Origin of the sequence: Streptomyces collinus Tu 365, from assembly GCF_000444875.1 — a bacterium.
In the GTDB taxonomy this organism is placed as follows: domain Bacteria; phylum Actinomycetota; class Actinomycetes; order Streptomycetales; family Streptomycetaceae; genus Streptomyces; species Streptomyces collinus_A.
In genome coordinates this window covers 7,525,094-7,541,317 of the sequence record NC_021985.1, presented here as the reverse complement: position 1 = coordinate 7,541,317, position 16,224 = coordinate 7,525,094, and the positions used below count along the sequence as shown (strand labels likewise).

Below are 16,224 nucleotides of genomic sequence, written 5' to 3'. Positions count from 1 at the left end.
ACGCGTCTACGCGAGCTTCCCGGAGTGGTTCCCCATGCCCCAGAAGACTGTCGCCGACGGCACCCGTACGGGGGCCCTCGCGAAGGCCCCCACCCAGGCCCCGGCCAGGCGGTGGTGGATCCTCGCGGTCATCGCCGTCGCCCAGCTGATGGTGGTCCTCGACGCCACCATCGTGAACATCGCCCTGCCGTCCGCCCAGGCCGACCTCGGCTTCTCCGACGGCAACCGGCAGTGGATCGTGACCGCCTACGCGCTGGCCTTCGCCTCGCTGCTGCTGCTCGGCGGCCGCATCGCGGACCTGTTCGGCCGCAAGCCCGCCTTCCTCGTCGGCATCGTCGGCTTCGCCGCGGCCTCCGCGCTCGGCGGTGCCGCGAACGGCTTCACCCTGCTGGTCGTCGCCCGCGCCCTGCAGGGCGCCTTCGGCGCGCTGCTCGCGCCGGCCGCGCTGTCGCTGCTCAACACCACCTTCACCGACGCCCGTGAGCGGGCCCGCGCGTTCAGCGTGTACGGCGCCATCGCCGGCGCCGGCGGCGCGGTCGGCCTGCTGCTCGGCGGCGTGCTGACCGACGCGTTCGACTGGCGCTGGACCCTGTACGTCAACGTGGCCATCGCGGTGGTCGCCTTCGTCGGCGGCTGGGTGCTGCTGGGCAGCCACCGGGACGCGGCGGACGCCAGGCTGGACGTGCCGGGCACGATCCTGGTCGCCGCGGGTCTGTTCTCCGTGGTGTACGGCTTCTCCAACGCCGAGACGCACGACTGGGGCTCGCCGCTGACCTGGGGCTTCCTCATCGCGGGCGGCCTGCTGCTGGCGGCCTTCGCCTGGTGGCAGACCCGGGCCGCGCACCCGCTGCTGCCGCTGCGCATCCTGCTCGACCGCGACCGCGGCGCCTCGTTCGTCGCGGTGCTCCTGACCGGCGCCGGCATGTTCGGCGTGTTCCTCTTCCTGACCTACTACCTCCAGCTCAACCTCGGCTTCAGCCCGACGCGGACCGGTGTCGCCTTCCTGCCCATGGTCGGCGCGCTGATGGTGGCCGCGCAGCTCGGCACCACCGTCCTGCTGCCCCGGATCGGCCCGAAGGCGGTCATCCCGCTGGGCTTCGCGATCGCCACGGCCGGCATGGCCTGGCTGACCGGCATCGGCGTCGGCTCCTCCTACGCGAGCGCGGTGCTGCCCCAGGTGATCGTGATCGGTGTGGGCCTCGGCCTGGTCATGCCGCCCGCCATGCAGCTGGCCACCGGCGGGGTCGCGGCCGAGGACGCGGGGGTCGCCTCGGCCACCGTCAACGCCATGCAGCAGGTGGGCGGCTCGATCGGCACGGCCCTGCTGAACACGCTCGCCGCGAGCGCCGCCACCGACTACCTGGCGGCCCACAACCCGCCGAGCAGGCAGGTGCAGGCGCAGGCGACGATCGAGAGCTACACCACCGCCTTCTGGTGGTCCGCGGTCCTCTTCGGCGCGGGCACGGTCATCGCCTTCCTGCTCTACCGGCGCGGGGTGCCGAAGCAGGACGCGGACGCGGCACCGGTCGTCCACATGTGAGCCGCCGCCAGGCGTTCCGATCGCCGCGACCGCGCCGAGGGGCCGCCGTCACCACGACGGCGGCCCCCCGCAGGCTTGAGACGGCGTCTGCGGGTAACCCGAAAACGATCAGGACGACCCAGCCGCGCGGACCGCGGGACGCGTGGGACGCGGCGGCGGAAGGAGACCCCATGCCGGGCGGACACGACGACCACCACGAGCAGCGCGACGACCGGAAGGCACATCCCCGGACGGCCCTCGGCGAGGTGCTCCACGAGGCCGAGGACGCGGAGACGCACGTGCGCGACGGGCGCCGGGACGGCGAGGCCGCCGACGCCATCACGCCGAACACCGCGGCGCAGGAGCGGTCGGAGGGAGAGTGAGCCGCGAGCCGGGACGCGGTTGACCACCAGCGCCTTCGTGTAGTGCCTTCATGCCGGGCGGGTACCCGGCTGCCATGAACGACCACCTGCGAGGACCCCAGCTGCCCCCGGCCCGGGGGCAGCTCTCCGACGCCGTCGTCGCGTACCTGCGCGGCGCCGGCCGGCTGCCCCGGACCGTCACGGCCGACCCGTACGGCGACGATCTCCAGCTCGCCCTCTACCTCTGCTACGAGCTGCACTACCGCGGTTTCGCGGGCGTGGAGGCGCGCTACGAGTGGGACCCCGAACTGCTGCGGCTGCGGGGTGCGCTGGAGGACCGCTTCCTGACCGCGCTGCGCGCCGACACCCCGGGACACGACAGCCTCGACGACGCGCTCGGCGCCCTCCTGGTCGAACCGGCCGAGGGCACCGGGGTCTCCCATTTCCTGTGCGATGAGGGCGAGTTGTGGCACCTGCGCGAGTACGCGGCGCAGCGCTCCCTGTACCACCTGAAGGAGGCCGACCCGCACGCGTGGGTGCTGCCCAGGCTGTGGGGGCGGGCCAAGGCGGCGATGGCCGCGGTGGAGTTCGACGAGTTCGGCGGCGGGCGGGCCGACCGGGTGCACGCCCGGCTGTTCGCGGACCTGATGGCGGACCTCGGCCTGGACACCGGTTACGGCCACTACCTGGACGCGGGCTGCGCCGAGATGCTCGCCGTCGTCAACCTGATGTCGCTGTTCGGGCTGCACCGCGAGCTGCGCGCCGCGCTGGTGGGCCATTTCGCCGACGTGGAGATCACCTCATCGCCCGGGTCGCGCCGACTGGCCGAGGCGATGCGCCGCACGGGCGCCGGTCCGGCCGCCGAGTTCTTCTACGACGAGCACGTCGAGGCGGACGCGGTGCACGAGCAGGTGGTCCGCCACGACGTCATCGGGGGCCTGCTGGAGGAGGAACCGGAGTCGGCGTCCGACATCGCCTTCGGCATCGACGCGACCGAGTTCCTCGAGGGCCGGCTGGCGCGGCGGCTGCTCACCGAGTGGCGTGCGGGACGCTCGTCGCTCCGTGCACCCCTTGCCTCGGAAATGGCCCATACATCCTGAATGCCAGGGTACTCGCGCCCTGTGATCTCACTGGTACTCCCGGGCGTCTACGCCCCTCAGGACGACACGGCACTGCTGATCGAGGCCCTCCACGAGGAGGCACCCGCGCCGGGCGCGCACGTGCTCGACGTGGGCACCGGAAGCGGCGCGCTGGCTCTCGCGGCCGCCCGTCACGGCGCCGAGGTCACGGCGGTGGACGTGTCCCGGCGGGCGGTGTGGACGGCGCGGCTCAACGCGTGGCTGACCCGGCTGCCGGTGCGGATCAGGCGCGGCAACCTCTTCGGCCCGGTCCGCGGCCGGACGTACGACCTGGTACTCGCCAACCCGCCCTACGTGCCGGCGCCCGAGGAGCGGCGCCGGCCGCGCGGCCGGGCCGTCGCCTGGGACGCGGGCTACGACGGGCGGCTGCTGCTGGACCGGATCTGCCGGGACGGGCCCGGGCTGCTGCGCCCCGGGGGCGTCCTGCTCATCGTCCACTCCGCGCTCAGCGGACCGGAGCGGACGCTGGAACTGCTGCGCGGCGCGGGGCTGAAGGCCGCGGTGGTCCGGCGCCGCTGGATCGCGTTCGGTCCGGTGCTGCGCTCGCGGGAGGACTGGCTGCGCCGCAGCGGACTGCTCGCGGCGGCCGACGACAAGGAGGAGCTGGTGGTGATCCGTGCCGAACGACCGTGCTGACCGGCCCTGCCGGATCCGGGTGCAGCGGCCGGGGCCGCTGCTGGTGGAGGGCCCGGTGGAAGTCGAACTCGAGGACGGCACCACGGTCTCCTCGGACCGTTTCCGTGTCGCTCTGTGCACCTGCCGGCGCAGTCGCCGCTTCCCCTGGTGCGACACGAGTCACCGGCGCAAGGCATGACCAACGGTTGAAACAGGTGGTTTTTCGCCGCTCCCCGGGAGGCCCCCCACGGGCCTGCCCGGGGAGCGGCTGTGTGCCCGGGAGTCGACGGGACGGCCCCACTCCGCCCGTCGGCCCCGGTGCGAGATCGCAGGTTCCCCGTTCCAGGGGCCGCACTCCCCAGTTGCGGGCCTGATCCGGTGATACGGGGACCGTGCGATCCCGGCTCTAGAACGCGAAGACGCTGCTGTCGAGCGCGTCCTTCGCGCAGCTGTTGCCGAAGGTCCGTTCGTAGGAGACGCGTCGGCCCTGCCAGACGCCCTGCACCGTGACGACCACGGGGTCGTAGATCTTGGTGCACCGGACGTCGCCCCGGGCCTGGAGGGCCGCGAAGTCACCGTCGACCCCGCGCAGTTCCGCACAGGCCCGGCCGGCGGCCGGGTGGGTGCCCGAGGGCGTCGGGGCGCAGTTCAGGGTGACGGCGCGCTCCGGAGTCGCCGTGGCCGCGCTGTCGCCGTGGCCGGTGGTGAGCACCAGGGCCGAGGGGGCGTAGAGCGACGACGGGGCGGCGTCCGGTGCAGCGGCGGCGGCCCCCGTCAGGGGTCCGCAGACGGCGGCGGCCGTGAGGCCGAGGGCCGCTGCCCAGCGCGCGGTGTTCCGCATTGTGTGCATCCTTCCGCTCGGATGGAGGGTGCCGCGGCGCCGGCCGGGTGGGCCGGGGCGGCGAGCGCCACTCTGCCGAGTCCGTCGACGAAACACACATCGAACCCTCACGTTTCAGTAACCTTGCGTGTTGAATCAGTGGCGTGAAGTCACTAAAACTGACCGGCTCGACCGCTCAACCGAGCGGTTCTTGATCGGTCATGCTCGATGGATGGCCGAAAAACACCTCTTCGTTAATCGGCCTGAAACATTCCGGCGTGCCCCCCGGTGAACCCCGTCGTGACGCCTCGTGTTCACGGGCGCGTTCCGCAATCCCCGCCGGGATCCCGGCGGTTCCCCCCGGGCCCGCCGGCACCTACCCGCGGGTATCGTCGGCGCGGCGCAGGCCCGACGAGGAGAGGCGGACCCACGGATGGCGAAGCACTGGGCGGACTTCCAGTACGAGATCTACCTGAACGGGATGACGGGGGCCGTGCCCCGCCTCCCCACCGATCCGACCCGGCTCGAGGAACTCGCCGCACACCGCCTCGGCCCGGGCCCGGTGGGGTACGTGGCGGGCAGCGCGGGCGACGGCAGTACGGCGACGGCCAACCGGGCCGCGCTCGCCCGCCGCCGGATCGTGCCGCGCATGCTGCGGGACGTCCACGAGCGGGACCTGTCCGTGGAGGTGCTCGGCCGCGCGCTGCCCGCGCCGCTCGCCCTCGCTCCGGTCGGCGTGCTGTCGATCATGCATCCGGACGCCGAGCCGGCCGCCGCCCGGGCCGCCGCCGCGCAGGGGGTGCCGTACATCCTGTCGTCGGCGTCCAGCACGCCGCTGGAACAGGTGGCGGAGGCGATGGGGGACGCCGAGCGCTGGTTCCAGCTCTACTGGGGCGCCGACCGCGAGGTGACGCGCAGTTTCCTCGGCCGGGCCCGGGCGGCCGGCTACTCGGTGCTGGTGGTCACCCTGGACACGCCGCTGCTGGCGTGGCGGCCGCGCGACCTCGACCAGGCGTACCTGCCGTTCCTGCACGGGGTGGGCACCGCCAACTACTTCACCGACCCGGCCTTCGCCGCCGGGCTCGCCAAGCCCGTGCACGAGGACCCCACCGCGGCCGTCCGGCACTTCCTCGGCCTGTTCGGGGACGCGAGCCACACCTGGCCCGACCTGGCGTTCCTCCGGGAGCACTGGGACGGCCCGATCGTCCTGAAGGGCGTCCTGCACCCGGACGACGCGCGGCAGGCCGCCGACGCCGGGATGGACGGCGTGGTGGTCTCCAACCACGGCGGCCGCCAGGTGGCCGGCTCGGTCGCGGCGGCCGACGCGCTGCCCGGCGTCGCGGAGGCGGTGGGCGACCGGCTGACGGTCATGTTCGACAGCGGGGTGCGCACCGGCGACGACGTCTTCAAGGCCCTCGCCCTCGGCGCGCGGGCGGTACTGCTCGGCCGACCCTACGTCTACGGCCTCGGCCTGGACGGACAGCCCGGCGTCGAGCACGTGATCCGCTGCGTCCTCGCCGAACTCGACCTCACCCTGGCCCTCTCCGGCCACTCGACCCCGGCCACGGTCACCTCGGACGACGTCGTGGACACGAACGCCTGAACGGCCGGTCCCCGCCGCCGACGGCGGCGGGGAGCCCGGGCGCGGCTACGGCGCGTCGGGGCGCCAGCGTTGGCCCGCCGAGTGGTCGCGGACCTTGACGACGATGTCGGAGCCCGCGGTCTCGCCGGCCGGGGACAGGGCCAGGGTCTCGTCCCAGCGGGGCAGCAACTCGCCCTGCACGGTGAGGTGGTAGCGCACGTCGTCACCACGTCGTGCGCCCGCGTCCGCGCAGGTGCCGAGGATGACGACCCCCGCGTCCGCGTGCGAGTCCAGGCACAGGCCCGAGTCCGCGCCGCTGCGCAGCAGCCCGTCCGCGCCGTACGTCCACCGCTGCGTGGCCGCCGTCGAGCAGGCGGCGAGCACCGCGCTCGCGCCCGCCGCCGGGCGGCCCCTGACGTCCAGGCACAGGTCGGCGGCGGCGTTGTGCAGCCGGGTCGGCCGGCCGGCCGTGGGCAGACCCGCGGTGCCGGGCGGCGCCGCGGAGGACGGCGTCCGGGACCGTGCGTCGGTGCCGGCGCCCGCGGGGGCGACCGGGTCGACGCGGCCGCCGCCGTGCGGCCACACGGTCAGCACGAGGACGGTCGCGAGCAGCACGGCCGAGGCGACCCCGACCCCGCTGAGCAGCGTCCTGGCCGACAGGCCGGCCCCGGGCGCCCGCCGGTCGGCCGCGTCCGGCCGCGCCCCGGCGCGCCGGCGTCCCCCACCGGGCTCCGGAAGCCGGCCTGCCGGTCCGCCACGGCGGCCGCCGCCGGACCGGCGGGAGGTGCCACGGGTGCGAGCGGGGCCGGTACCACTGCGGCCGGGCCGCGACTCCAGGTACCGGTGGGCTCCCCAGCCGAGCACCGCCTCGGCGAGCAGGACACCGAGTCCGCCCTCGATCCGGCCCAGTTGCTCGGCCGCGTACCGGCAGTAGGGGCAGCCGTCGAGGTGCTGCCGGACGTCGGGCAGCAGGGCGCCACCGCGGCGGATCGGCACGTCGAGGAGGCGGTTGTAGTGGCGGCAGTCGGTGCTCGGCGCGAGTTCGCGGTGGGCGCGCACGCAGCCCTCCCGGAACTTCTCCCGGGCCTGTTCGAGCGCGACGGCCGCGCTGTCGCCGTCCAGTCCGAGCAGTCCCGCGGGGACCGCGAGCGGCTCGGCCTCGACCTCGGTGTGCCAGAGCAGGGCCTGTTCGAGCCGGGGCAGGCCGTGGAACGAGCGTTCGGAAAGGGCGCGGTTCTCCGGTATCAGGGTCTTCGCCATCCTGATCCCGCGGCCCCCGGCGGGCTTCTGGAGCCCCGGCAGCACCGCGGTGATCCGGTCGGTGGTGGCCCAGTTGAGGACGGTGTCCCGCACCGCCACCAGCAGCCGGGGCCGCAGCGCCTCGGCGGGCTCGCCGAGCGCGAGCCGGTCCAGGACCTGGTGGAAGGCGGTGGCGGTGACCATATGGGCGAGGGGGCCGGGCACGGCCAGGCAGACGACCGCGTAGTCCTGCGCCGGCCGCCAGTGGCGGGCCATCAGCAGGGCGGCAGAGCGGGCGGCCTCGGCGTCCGAGCCGGCCCGCAGCGGAGCCGCGAGCAACTCGTCGGACTCCCCCGGGTCTCCCCCTGGGGGCGGGTAGGGCGGACGGGGCGGGTGGGGGGTGGGCACTGAACGAATTCCTTTGTGCGTACGGAGCGTTGGTCCGGCTCTCCGGGGGACGCGGGCGGGGAGCGGGAATTTCACCGGCGCCTCGACGGTCCGGTGCCCCAACTGCCGGAAGAAGTCCGGCGATCACCCCCGCACGGGTGAGCAAACCCTTGCACACGTTCCACACACGCAACAAGGCGCGCGGACGACATGGGCGCCGTTGACAGAAAGTCGGAAAGCGGGTGCGGACACCGGACCGGTGCCGCGCCCTCTGCGGCCCCGCGCGCCCCGTGTGAAGGGCACGCACCCACCGGCTCCCCGCGCACGCTGCCGGGGTGCGCGGCCCGGTGCTGGACTGGGTTCCGGCCCCCTCGGAAGGCCCCGCGCGGAACGGCGGCTCTCCCGCGCGAAACCGGCCGCCGGCCCCGTTCCTCCCGCCCTCGGCCGGCGGCCCCGCCGCCCGCGGAACGCACCCCGGCCGACGGCCCTCGCGGCTTCCCCCGCCGGCCGGGGCCGCGTCAGATCTGCCAGGAGCGCAGCCGGTCGGCCGCGCCGTACACGTCGGTCTTGCCGGACATCAGGTCGCGGGCGAGGTCGACCAGGGCGCCGTAGGGCGCGTCGATGCCGGCGCCGCTGACGAACATGTAGGCGACGGCGGTGGCGCAGGCGAAGCGCGCGTTGGCCGCGGGCAGCGGCTTGAGCACGGCGAGGGTGTGCAGCAGGGCGGCGGCCCGCCAGGCGGGGTCGGAGTCCACACCGAGCCGGGGCGGGTCGACCCGGTGCCGGGCGACCGCGGCGACCAGCGCGGAGAAGTCGTCGACCGTGGGCTGGTCGGGCAGGACCTCCTCGTGCCGCTGGAGGAGCCAGGGGACGTCGATGTGCAGGGCGGGCGGCATCGGCTCAGGCGGCCTCGCCCCTGGCCGGGGACTCGTCGTCCGGGAACGCGGCCGCGAACTCCTCGGCGTGGGCGGTGAAGAAGCTCCGGAAGGCCTCCGCGCCCTCCTGCAGCGCCCGGTGCCGGGCGATGTCCGCCGCCGCGGCCTCGCGTACGAGGGCCTTCATCGACGTCCCGCGCTCCTTGGCGATCTGCCGCAGGTCCTCAAGCTCGCGTTCGCTGAACTCCACGTTGAGAGCTGGCATGCCCCTCACGGTACCGCGCGGGTACTCGGGCGTAAATATCACCTGTTCAGCCCCCCTTTCACCCGGTACCCGCGAGGGGGCTGCGGCCGGGTGCGCCGGACGAGGGCCCTGTCCGGTTCCCGCCGGTGCCCCGGCCGCCCGCGCGCCAGACTCGACGTCGCAACCCCCGTGGGACGCACGACGCGGCCCGTGGCGTCCCGGAGCGACCGGGACAGAAGCACCAGGAGCGACGATGACCACGCACGCCACCGGAAGCGACCCCGCCTCCGAAACCGCCCCCGCCCTCCCCCACGCCCCCGCCGCCCGCGCGGTCCGCGGCACCTGCCCGAGCCCGTTCGGCGACCTGCTGCTGACCGGCGTGCGGACCGGCGGCGGATGCGCCCTCACCTCGCTGTCCCTGCCGGGGCGGCCCGCCGCGCCCGCCGTCCCGGAGCCGGACCGCGCCGAGGAGGCGTTCGCGCAGGCGCGCCGTGAGCTGGACGCCTATTTCGCGGGCCGGCTGACCCGCTTCTCCCTGCCGCTCGCCCCCGCCGGCACCCCCTTCCAGCTCCGCGTGTGGCAGGCGCTGGACGAGGTCCCGTACGGCACCACGACCAGCTACGGCGAACTGGCCGCGCGCCTCGGCCTGTCCCGGGCGGAGACCCGCGCGGTGGGCCGGGCCCTCGGCGCCAACCCGCTGCTGCTGGTGCGCCCCTGCCACCGGGTGATCGGCGCGGACGGCTCGCTGCGCGGGTACGCGGGCGGCGTGGAGCGCAAGGCGTGGCTGCTCACGCACGAGGGCGCGCTGCCGCCCGCCCTGGTATGAGGGAGGCACGCTCATGGAGTTCACCGCGACCGCCCTGGAACAGGGGCACGGGCTGGTCTTCCACGACGCCGCCCGACGCCGTACGGGACGCGCCTCCCCCGACACCGACACCATCAGACGCGCCGCCGCAGGTCCCTCACATATCAGCGCAAAACGTGTCTTATTTCATTCATGCACACACCTTCGCGGCGTACCCTGCTCCGTGCCCCGCTCGCTGCCGCGGGCGCGGGATTCCTGGCTGCCTGCACCGACTCCGGCCCCCGCACCCGCTCCGGCCCCGAGGGCTCGGCGGCCGTCGAGGGGGACTTCGTGCCCTCAGGGCCCAAGGGATATGTCGACCCGTCGGGTCCGGAGGTGCATGCCGCCGAGCGCAAGCGCGGCTCCGGGCCGGTGCGCATGCTCAGGTTGACCGCCGCCGAGACCACGCTGGACCTGGGCGGCCGGCACGTGCACAGCTGGGCCTACCACGACACCGTGCCCGGGCCACTGGTGCGCGTGACGGCCGGTGACGTCCTCAGCCTCACCCTCGCCAACCGGCTGCCGGCCACCACCACGCTGCACTCGCACGGCGTCCGGATGCGCTGCGACATGGACGGCGTGCCGGACCTGACCCAGCGGGCCATCGCCCCGGGCGCGGACTTCACGTACCGGTTCACCGTCACCCACCCGGGCACGTACTTCCTGCACTCCCATGTCGGGCTGCAGCCCGACCGCGGTCTGTACGCCCCGCTGATCGTCGACGACCCCAGGGAGCCCCTGTCGTACGACAAGGAGTGGATCGTCCTGCTCGACGACTGGGTCGACGGCGTGGACGGCTCGACCCCCGACCAGGTGCTCGCGCAGCTCCTGCCGAAGGGCATGCAGGCGGGCATGGCCATGGGGTCCGAGGGCACCCCGGCGCCGCACGGATCGGCGCACCCGTCCGCGCACTCCGCGGCGTCGCACCCGCCGGCCGCGCACCGGTCCTCCGGCCCGAACCGGGTGCTGCACTCCTCGCGCAGCCGGCTGCTGCGCGGGGAGGCCGGCAGCGTCGACTACCCGCTCTACCTCGCCAACGGCCGGGTGCCCGCGAACCCCTCGACGTTCCGCTGCCGCCCCGGCGACCGCATCCGGCTGCGCATCATCAACGCCGGTTCGGAGACCGCCTTCCGGGTGGCGCTGGACGGCCACCGCATGACCGTCACGCACACCGACGGCTACCCGGTGCGGCACAAGGAGACCGACGCCCTGCTCATCGGCATGGCCGAGCGCTACGACGTCCTGGTGACCGCCAAGGACGGCGTCTTCCCGCTCGTCGCGCTCGCCGAGGGCAAGCGCGGCCAGGCGCTCGCCGTCCTGCGCACGGACAAGGGGAAGACGGTGCCCCCGGCCGACATCCGCCCGGACGAGCTCGACGGGGAGATCGTCCCGGCCCGCCGGCTCGAACCGCACGAGTCGGTGGTCCTGGCGGACCGCGAGCCCGACCGCGAGATGCGCATCAAGAGCACGGGCACCATGGGGAAGTACGACTGGGCCTTCGACCACCAGCCCTACTCGCCGCGCATGCGCCACCCCGTCCGCGCGGGCGAGCGGGTGCGGCTCACCCTCATCAACGCCACCGACATGTGGCACCCCCTGCACCTGCACGGCCACACGTTCGCCATGACCGGCCTGGACGCCGTCGGCGCGCGCAAGGACACGGCCATCGTCCTGCCCCACCGCAAGCTGGTGGTGGAGTTCGACGCCGACAACCCCGGCCTGTGGATGCTCCACTGCCACAACCAGTACCACTCGGAGAGCGGCATGATGACCGTCCTCGGCTACCGGAAGTCCTGACCTCACCCCGCCCGGTCCCGGACCACCGGCATCCGTCAACCGGGCGGACGGCGGACACCCGATCCGCTGCACCCGCGGGGGCGCAGGACACCCGCAAGGGATCGCCCGGGACGAGATTCTGACGTCCCGCCACACGACGCCCGCCGGGACCGGAGCCGCTGACCAGCGATGTCCGCCACATCGGCCGGAACTCCTCCTTGACGGACCGGGGCGGCCCCGCGGGTTCACCCGGGGACGCGGTCCGCGAACCCGCGCGACGCACTACGCTGGAACCCTGGTGATGCCACCTGTTCACTGTGAGTGTGCGCTTGGGAGCGGCGACGATGAGCCGGGTCTATCCCTTCGACGATGCGGCGACGGCCCGGGCCGTCATCGGCGCCGACGGGACGCTGGTGGAGTGGAACGAGGGCGCGCAGCGGCTGCTCGGCCACCCCGCCGACGCCGTCCTGGGCCGCCCCGCCGCCCGCCTGCTGGCCGGGGCCGGAGCACCGGCCGCACCCGGCGGCACCCGCTGGGCCGGCACGGTCGGACTGCGCCACCGTGACGGCCGTACGGTCTCCGTCTGGCTGCTCGCCCACCACCGGCCGCCGGGCGACGGGCACGGCGACGACTGGCTGGTGGTCAGCCCGCTCGGCGGACGGGACCCCGGCACCCCGGACGACCCGCTCGGCCGCGCGGGCCTGATCCAGTCCCCGTGCGCCCTGTCCGTGTTCGACGAGGCGCTGCGGCTGCGGCTGATGAACGACGCCATGGCCGAGGTCGTCGGGCTGCCCGTGGAGCGCCTGCGCGGCCTGCGGGTCTCGGAGATCGGCGGGAAGCCGCAGAGCGAGGAGCTGGAGCAGGGCCTGCTCCGGGTGCTCACCACCGGCCGGCCGGTGGACGTCGAGGCGTTCATGCGCGCCGGCGGCGAGGACCGGGCGCACGCCTGGCTGGCGCGCATGGCGCCGGTGACCGACGCCGCGGGCGTGGTGCGCGGGGTGTCCATGGCGCTCCACGACGTCACCGACAACCACCGGGCCCGGCAGCGGCTGCAGCTCGTCAACGAGGCGAGCGTGCGCATCGGCACCACCCTCGACGTCACCCGTACGGCACAGGAGCTCGCGGACGTGTGCGTGCCCGCGCTCGCCGACTTCGTCACCATCGACCTGCTGGACCCCGAGGAGTACGGCGGTGAGCCCCCGGCCCGCATCACGGCCCCGGTGAACCTGCGCCGGTTCGCGCACCAGTCGGTGCTCAGCGGCGTCCCCGAGGCGGTGGCCAAGCCCGGGCTGGTCGAGGTGCACCCGTCCTTCTCCCCGCAGGCCCACGCGCTGACCGCGGGCCGCACCGTCCGGGTCCCGCTCACCGGGGGCGAGCTGGACCAGTGGCTGGCCTTCAACCCCGCGCGCGGCGACCGGGTGCGGGACTACGGCATCCACTCCTCGATGTCGGTGCCCATCCAGGCCCGCGGGCTGACCCTCGGGGTCGCCGTGCTGGCCCGGCATCGCAGGCCCGATGCGTTCACCGACGACGACATGCTGCTGGCCGAGGAGATCACCGCCCGGGCCGCCGTCTGCATCGACAACGCCCGCCGCTACTCCCGCGAGCGCGAGACCGCGCTGGCGCTGCAGCGCAGCCTGCTGCCCCGCACCCTCCCCCGCACGGCCGCACTGGAGGCGTCCTCCCGCTACCTCCCGGCGGCGCGCGCGGGCGTGGGCGGCGACTGGTTCGACGTGATCCCGCTGTCCGGGATGCGGGTGGCGATGGTCGTGGGGGACGTCGTCGGGCACGGCATCCAGGCGTCGGCCACCATGGGCCGGCTGCGCACCGCCGTCCGCACCCTCGCCGACATCGACCTGGCACCGGACGAGCTGCTCACCCACCTAGACGACCTGGTGGTGCGGCTGTCGGAGGAGTCCGGGGGCGACGGCAGCCCCGGCGAGGTGGGCGCCACCTGCCTGTACGCCGTCTACGACCCGGTGTCCCGGCGCTGCACGCTGGCCCGGGCCGGGCTGCCGCCGCCCGTGGTGCTGGAGCCGGGCGGCGTGCCCCGCCCGCTCGACCTGCCCGCCGGTCCCCCGCTGGGCCTGGGCGGCCTGCCCTTCGAGTCGGCCGAGGTGGAACTGGCCGAGGGCACCGTCCTCGCCCTGTACACGGATGGTCTGGTGCTGTCCCGGGAGCGCGCCGGCGACACCGGTCCGGAGCCGCTGGTCCGGGCCCTCGGGGCGTACGCGGACTCACTGGACGAGACCTGCGACCGCATCCTGCACGCGCTGCTGCCGCTGGGCGGCGCGCCCGACGACGTGGCCCTGCTGCTGGCCCGCACCCGGGGACTGCCCGCCTCCCAGGTGGCGACCTGGGACATCCCCGCCGACCCCGCGCTGGTCGCGCCGGTCCGCAAGCAGGTGGTGGACCAGCTGGAGCGCTGGTCGCTGACCGGGATCGCGTTCACGGCGGAGCTGGTGGTCAGCGAGCTGGTCACCAACGCCATCCGGTACGGCGCCCGCCCGATCCGGCTGCGGCTGATCCACGACGCGGCCACGCTGATCGTCGAGGTGTCCGACACCAGCCACACCGCCCCGCACCTCAGGCGGGCCAAGACCTTCGACGAGGGCGGCCGGGGTCTGCTGCTGGTCGCCCAGCTCACCCAGCGGTGGGGCAGCAGGCACACCGCCGAGGGCAAGACGATCTGGGCGGAGCTGGACGCGCTGGAGGCGGATCAGTAGCCCCGCAGCCAGGGCCGCACCTGTTTGCGCGCCTCGTGCAGCCGGGACTTGAGGGTGCCGAGCGGGATGCCGATCCGCTCGGCGACGTCGGCGTACTCCAGCTGGCAGATGTCCCGGTAGACCAGGGGCGCGACGAGGTGCGGGTGCTCGCGCTCCAGCCGGTCGAGGGCCTCCAGCAGGTCGACCCGGGAGCCGGCGATGACGCTGGTGGTGCGCGGGTCGACGGCCTCCGTGGGTGCGACGGCGAGGGGCTGTTCGGCGGCCCGCCGCTTCAGCTCGCGGTACTTCTGGCGGCAGCAGTTGGCGACGACGGTGTACAGCCAGGTACTGAAGCGGCTGCGGCCCTCGAAGCCGGAGATGTGCCGGGCCACCTGGAGCAGCACGTCCTGGGCGGCCTCCTCGGCGTCCTCCCGGCAGGGCAGGAAGCGCCCGCAGCGGCGCACGACCTCGGGCCGCAGCTCCGCCAGCAGCCGGTCGAGAGCGGCCCCGTCGCCCGCGGCGGCGCGCCGGGCGAGCTCTTCGGCGGTCACCGGGTCCTGCACGTCGGGGTCCCCCTCGAAGTCGATCTCAGGGCAGGCATGATAGTCGTATGCACTCCCTGGAGCGGATCGGCCGCTACCGTCTCGAACGGCGCCTGGGCTCCGGCGCCTTCGCCACGGTGTGGCTGGCCCACGACGACGAGCTGGACGCGCCGGTGGCGGTGAAGGTCCTCGCCGAGAACTGGGCCCACCGGCTCGACGTCCGGGAGCGCTTCCTGTCCGAGGCGAGGCTGCTGCGCCGGGCCGGCTCCAGCCGGGTGGTGCAGGTCTACGACATCGGTGAACTGCCGGACGGCAGACCCTACTTCGTGATGCAGTACGCCGACGCCGGCACCCTCGCCGACCTGCTCGCGGCGGGTCCGCTGCCGGTGCCGCGGGCGCTGGCGCTGACCGCCGAGGCCGCGCGCGGCGCCGCCGCGCTGCACGAGGCGGGCATCGTGCACCGCGACATCAAGCCGACCAACGTGCTGCTGCACACCGCGCCGGACGGCGAGCTGCTGCTGCTGGCCGACCTGGGGCTGGCCAAGAGCCTCGCGCAGGCCTCGGTGCTCACGCTCGCGGCCGGCTCGGCGGGCTACCAGCCGCCGGAGCAGGCCGAGCCCGGCGAGGGCATCGACGCCCGCGCCGACGTCTACAGCCTGGGCGCGGTCGGCTACGAGCTGGTCACCGGGACCGTGCCGGGACCGCCCGGCAAGGTGGTGCCGCCCGGCCGGCTCCGCCCCGACCTGGGCGAGGACGCCGAGCGGGCGCTGCTGCGCGCCCTGGAGCCGGACCGGGAGCGGCGCTGGCCCACGGCGCAGTCCTTCGCGGACGAGCTGGACCGGCTGGCGGCGGCCTCCGGCCCCCGGCCCGGCAGTCGGCTCGACGCCGTACGGGGCCGGATCGGCACCGCGACGCTGGTCGTGGCCGGGGTGCTCGCCGCCGCGGTCGCCGCCGTGACGGTGACGGTGGTGCTGAACCGGCCCACGGGTTCCGCCGGGGCGGTCACGGTGCGCGACGCCACCGGCCGGGTCGCGGTCCGGGTACCGGCGGGCTGGGCCCGCGAGCTGCGCGACTCGGGCTGGGACCCGCACACGCTCGGGCTGGCCACCGGGCACGAGCCGGGTCTGGTGGTCGCCGACCGCGTGGCGGACTGGTCCGACCTGGGTGCGGCGGTCGACGGGGTGTTCGTCGGGGTCGCCGGGCACGGTGACGTCACCGCCCGGGTGGACGCCCTCGCGCACTCCGGCTGCCACTACGCCGGCGCCCGCGCCTTCTCCGCGGGCGCCTGGCACGGCCGGGTGCGTACCTGGAACGACTGCCCGGACGGCGGTTCGGTGACCGAGTCCGCGCTCGGCCCGGCGGACGGCTCCGCCCGTCCGGAGGTGTACGTGCAGGTACGCCAGCGGGGTGACGCGGAAGCGACCGACAGCGTGCTGCGCTCCCTGCGGGTGACCTGACACTCCCCCCTGCGAAAGGCGTCGGCCGGTGGTCAAGGTGGGGAAAAGAACCCTGAGGAACCCGAACTCTTCCGGTGGCCCGCGCATCGTAGTCCGGTGACGGCGCACCCGGCGCCGC

The 16,224-nt window shown here is 74.8% G+C and carries 15 protein-coding genes; 10 read left to right on the top strand and 5 right to left on the bottom strand.

Translation table 11 applies throughout. The annotated features are described in order from the left end of the window. Nucleotides 1-34: 34 nt before the first annotated feature. The 5 genes from B446_RS32735 to B446_RS32715 all read left to right on the top strand — a co-directional run bounded on the left by B446_RS32735 (nucleotide 35) and on the right by B446_RS32715 (nucleotide 3,834). Nucleotides 35-1,540: an MFS transporter gene (locus B446_RS32735; RefSeq protein WP_020943740.1), complete on the top strand. Its 1,506-nt coding sequence runs from the start codon at nucleotides 35-37 to the stop codon at nucleotides 1,538-1,540. A 170-nt stretch (nucleotides 1,541-1,710) separates the two neighbouring features. Continuing rightward, complete coding sequence (locus B446_RS32730) at nucleotides 1,711-1,902, top strand: hypothetical protein (protein ID WP_020943739.1); 192 nt, start codon at nucleotides 1,711-1,713, stop codon at nucleotides 1,900-1,902. 74 nt (nucleotides 1,903-1,976) lie between these two features. Then, nucleotides 1,977-2,981: an iron-containing redox enzyme family protein gene (locus B446_RS32725; RefSeq protein WP_020943738.1), complete on the top strand. Its 1,005-nt coding sequence runs from the start codon at nucleotides 1,977-1,979 to the stop codon at nucleotides 2,979-2,981. After that, nucleotides 2,982-3,656 carry a HemK2/MTQ2 family protein methyltransferase gene (locus B446_RS32720; protein WP_043476904.1) on the top strand — a complete coding sequence of 225 codons (675 nt, stop codon included), beginning with the start codon at nucleotides 2,982-2,984 and terminating at the stop codon, nucleotides 3,654-3,656. Then, complete coding sequence (locus B446_RS32715) at nucleotides 3,637-3,834, top strand: CDGSH iron-sulfur domain-containing protein (RefSeq protein ID WP_020943736.1); 198 nt, start codon at nucleotides 3,637-3,639, stop codon at nucleotides 3,832-3,834. The genes B446_RS32720 and B446_RS32715 overlap by 20 nt, the downstream gene beginning before the upstream one ends. Nucleotides 3,835-4,041: 207 nt before the next feature. On the opposite strand, the gene B446_RS32710 is transcribed toward B446_RS32715, so the two are convergent. Continuing rightward, nucleotides 4,042-4,476: a protease inhibitor gene (locus B446_RS32710; protein ID WP_020943735.1), complete on the bottom strand. Its 435-nt coding sequence runs from the start codon at nucleotides 4,474-4,476 to the stop codon at nucleotides 4,042-4,044. A 412-nt stretch (nucleotides 4,477-4,888) separates the two neighbouring features. On the opposite strand from B446_RS32710, the gene B446_RS32705 reads away from it, so the two are divergent. Beyond that, complete coding sequence (locus B446_RS32705) at nucleotides 4,889-6,058, top strand: lactate 2-monooxygenase (RefSeq protein ID WP_020943734.1); 1,170 nt, start codon at nucleotides 4,889-4,891, stop codon at nucleotides 6,056-6,058. 45 nt (nucleotides 6,059-6,103) lie between these two features. Here the strand turns inward: B446_RS32705 and B446_RS32700 are convergent, their stop codons facing one another. The 3 genes from B446_RS32700 to B446_RS32690 form a co-directional block, all read right to left on the bottom strand. Further along, nucleotides 6,104-7,684 carry an RICIN domain-containing protein gene (locus B446_RS32700; RefSeq protein ID WP_043476901.1) on the bottom strand — a complete coding sequence of 527 codons (1,581 nt, stop codon included), beginning with the start codon at nucleotides 7,682-7,684 and terminating at the stop codon, nucleotides 6,104-6,106. A gap of 497 nt (nucleotides 7,685-8,181) precedes the next feature. Further along, on the bottom strand, nucleotides 8,182-8,559 hold the full coding sequence (locus tag B446_RS32695) for a hypothetical protein (protein WP_020943732.1): 378 nt from the start codon (nucleotides 8,557-8,559) through the stop codon (nucleotides 8,182-8,184). 4 nt (nucleotides 8,560-8,563) lie between these two features. Then, the gene (locus B446_RS32690) at nucleotides 8,564-8,803 is read right to left on the bottom strand and encodes a hypothetical protein (RefSeq protein WP_043476900.1); all 240 of its coding nucleotides are present in this window, start codon (nucleotides 8,801-8,803) and stop codon (nucleotides 8,564-8,566) included. A 232-nt stretch (nucleotides 8,804-9,035) separates the two neighbouring features. Here B446_RS32690 and B446_RS32685 point away from each other — a divergent pair, with 232 nt between their 5' ends. From B446_RS32685 to B446_RS32675, 3 genes are all read left to right on the top strand, one after another. Further along, nucleotides 9,036-9,608, top strand: coding sequence for a methylated-DNA--[protein]-cysteine S-methyltransferase (locus B446_RS32685; protein ID WP_020943730.1), 573 nt, complete (start codon nucleotides 9,036-9,038; stop codon nucleotides 9,606-9,608). Between the two features lie 171 nt (nucleotides 9,609-9,779). After that, nucleotides 9,780-11,423 (top strand): multicopper oxidase family protein, encoded by a 1,644-nt coding sequence (locus tag B446_RS32680; protein WP_020943729.1) that lies wholly within the window; start codon nucleotides 9,780-9,782, stop codon nucleotides 11,421-11,423. 323 nt (nucleotides 11,424-11,746) lie between these two features. Continuing rightward, nucleotides 11,747-14,128 carry a SpoIIE family protein phosphatase gene (locus B446_RS32675; protein WP_020943728.1) on the top strand — a complete coding sequence of 794 codons (2,382 nt, stop codon included), beginning with the start codon at nucleotides 11,747-11,749 and terminating at the stop codon, nucleotides 14,126-14,128. On the opposite strand, the gene B446_RS32670 is transcribed toward B446_RS32675, so the two are convergent. Continuing rightward, nucleotides 14,122-14,658: an RNA polymerase sigma factor gene (locus tag B446_RS32670; protein WP_234967599.1), complete on the bottom strand. Its 537-nt coding sequence runs from the start codon at nucleotides 14,656-14,658 to the stop codon at nucleotides 14,122-14,124. The genes B446_RS32675 and B446_RS32670 overlap by 7 nt on opposite strands. Before the next feature lie 59 nt (nucleotides 14,659-14,717). Between B446_RS32670 and B446_RS32665 the strand changes: the two genes are divergently transcribed. Further along, nucleotides 14,718-16,106 carry a serine/threonine-protein kinase gene (locus B446_RS32665; protein WP_020943726.1) on the top strand — a complete coding sequence of 463 codons (1,389 nt, stop codon included), beginning with the start codon at nucleotides 14,718-14,720 and terminating at the stop codon, nucleotides 16,104-16,106. The last annotated feature ends 118 nt before the right edge of the window (nucleotides 16,107-16,224 follow it).

What these genes read in the sequence shown, in the direction of transcription:
- B446_RS32690 (WP_043476900.1), bottom strand. Translation starts at nt 8,803, where the DNA reads ATGCCAGCTCTCAACGTGGAGTTCAGCGAACGCGAGCTTGAGGACCTG.
- B446_RS32665 (WP_020943726.1), top strand. Translation starts at nt 14,718, where the DNA reads ATGCACTCCCTGGAGCGGATCGGCCGCTACCGTCTCGAACGGCGCCTG.
- B446_RS32735 (WP_020943740.1), top strand. Translation starts at nt 35, where the DNA reads ATGCCCCAGAAGACTGTCGCCGACGGCACCCGTACGGGGGCCCTCGCG.
- B446_RS32695 (WP_020943732.1), bottom strand. Translation starts at nt 8,559, where the DNA reads ATGCCGCCCGCCCTGCACATCGACGTCCCCTGGCTCCTCCAGCGGCAC.
- B446_RS32705 (WP_020943734.1), top strand. Translation starts at nt 4,889, where the DNA reads ATGGCGAAGCACTGGGCGGACTTCCAGTACGAGATCTACCTGAACGGG.
- B446_RS32675 (WP_020943728.1), top strand. Translation starts at nt 11,747, where the DNA reads ATGAGCCGGGTCTATCCCTTCGACGATGCGGCGACGGCCCGGGCCGTC.
- B446_RS32725 (WP_020943738.1), top strand. Translation starts at nt 1,977, where the DNA reads ATGAACGACCACCTGCGAGGACCCCAGCTGCCCCCGGCCCGGGGGCAG.
- B446_RS32710 (WP_020943735.1), bottom strand. Translation starts at nt 4,476, where the DNA reads ATGCGGAACACCGCGCGCTGGGCAGCGGCCCTCGGCCTCACGGCCGCC.
- B446_RS32730 (WP_020943739.1), top strand. Translation starts at nt 1,711, where the DNA reads ATGCCGGGCGGACACGACGACCACCACGAGCAGCGCGACGACCGGAAG.
- B446_RS32685 (WP_020943730.1), top strand. Translation starts at nt 9,036, where the DNA reads ATGACCACGCACGCCACCGGAAGCGACCCCGCCTCCGAAACCGCCCCC.
- B446_RS32680 (WP_020943729.1), top strand. Translation starts at nt 9,780, where the DNA reads ATGCACACACCTTCGCGGCGTACCCTGCTCCGTGCCCCGCTCGCTGCC.
- B446_RS32720 (WP_043476904.1), top strand. Translation starts at nt 2,982, where the DNA reads ATGCCAGGGTACTCGCGCCCTGTGATCTCACTGGTACTCCCGGGCGTC.